General features: G+C 63.3%; 1 pseudogene. It reads right to left on the bottom strand.

The window, feature by feature from the left end:
• Positions 1–706 (bottom strand): annotated as a pseudogene (locus EOA60_RS35160) (hypothetical protein); the annotation flags it as partial.
• Between the last annotated feature and the right edge of the window lie 147 nt (positions 707–853).

The following is an 853-nucleotide window of genomic DNA, read 5'->3' as shown; positions in this document are numbered from 1 at the left end:
CCATCTTGTCTATGCGCGTACGCATGGCCTCACGATCCTGCAGGGCCTTCGACAGGTCCGACAGCTGATCGAGCACGCTGCCAAGCCCGGTTCCGGCGATGCCGTCTTCGAGCCAGGTGCCCTTGAGCGTTTCCTTGACCTCAGCCTGCCATGCATCATCCCGCCGCTCGGCAATTTCAACAGAGAGCCGCCTGGCAGCCAGCTCCTCTTCCTTCGCGGCGACGCTCCTCAGCGCTTCCGCGCTTTCCGCGTCGACCTTCGCCTGCCTGTCCAGGAAGAGGTCGGCGGCGACCACCATGGCTTGCACGGTCTCGTCAGCTTCCAGCGGAATTCCGACGCTTCGCAGGGCCGAAGCCAGTCCGAGATGGATCCGCTCTCGTTCGGCTGTTGCGCGTTCAATCCTTGCGCCTGCAAGCATTATGTCGTCCCAGGCGGCAAGCGCATCGGCACGCGCGGAAAGGCGCTCTTCGAGAAGTGCAATCAAGAGGTCGATCGGCTGCGCCTGGCAATCCTCAAGCAAGGCGCCGGCCATCCTTTTGATTTCAGCTGACGCCATTTCAGCGCGCTCGGCCACACCGGTGAGTTGGCAGCTTACGTGTTCTGCCGCCGCTTCAATCTCCGCCGCCTTTTGCTTGATTGCGCGCAGATCCGCCAACTCGCCCGCGTGAGCCAATCGACCCGCACCGACGCGATCATCCTTGGCCAATGCCGCGGCAAACGCATCTGCGGTTTCGGCCTTGAGGTCGGCCCGATGATTTAGCCAGGCTTCGTCCCTCTCTCGGCGAATGACTGCGGCTGTCTCGTCATCGGCGATGTCGGCCGCGGCGCGAGCAGCTGCCAGACGTGAGGAGGT

This window comes from Mesorhizobium sp. M1A.F.Ca.IN.020.06.1.1 (assembly GCF_004023265.1).
Taxonomy (GTDB): Bacteria; Pseudomonadota; Alphaproteobacteria; order Rhizobiales; family Rhizobiaceae; genus Mesorhizobium.
Note: the sequence above shows the minus strand (reverse complement) of the source record. Positions and strands in the feature narration are given on the sequence as shown.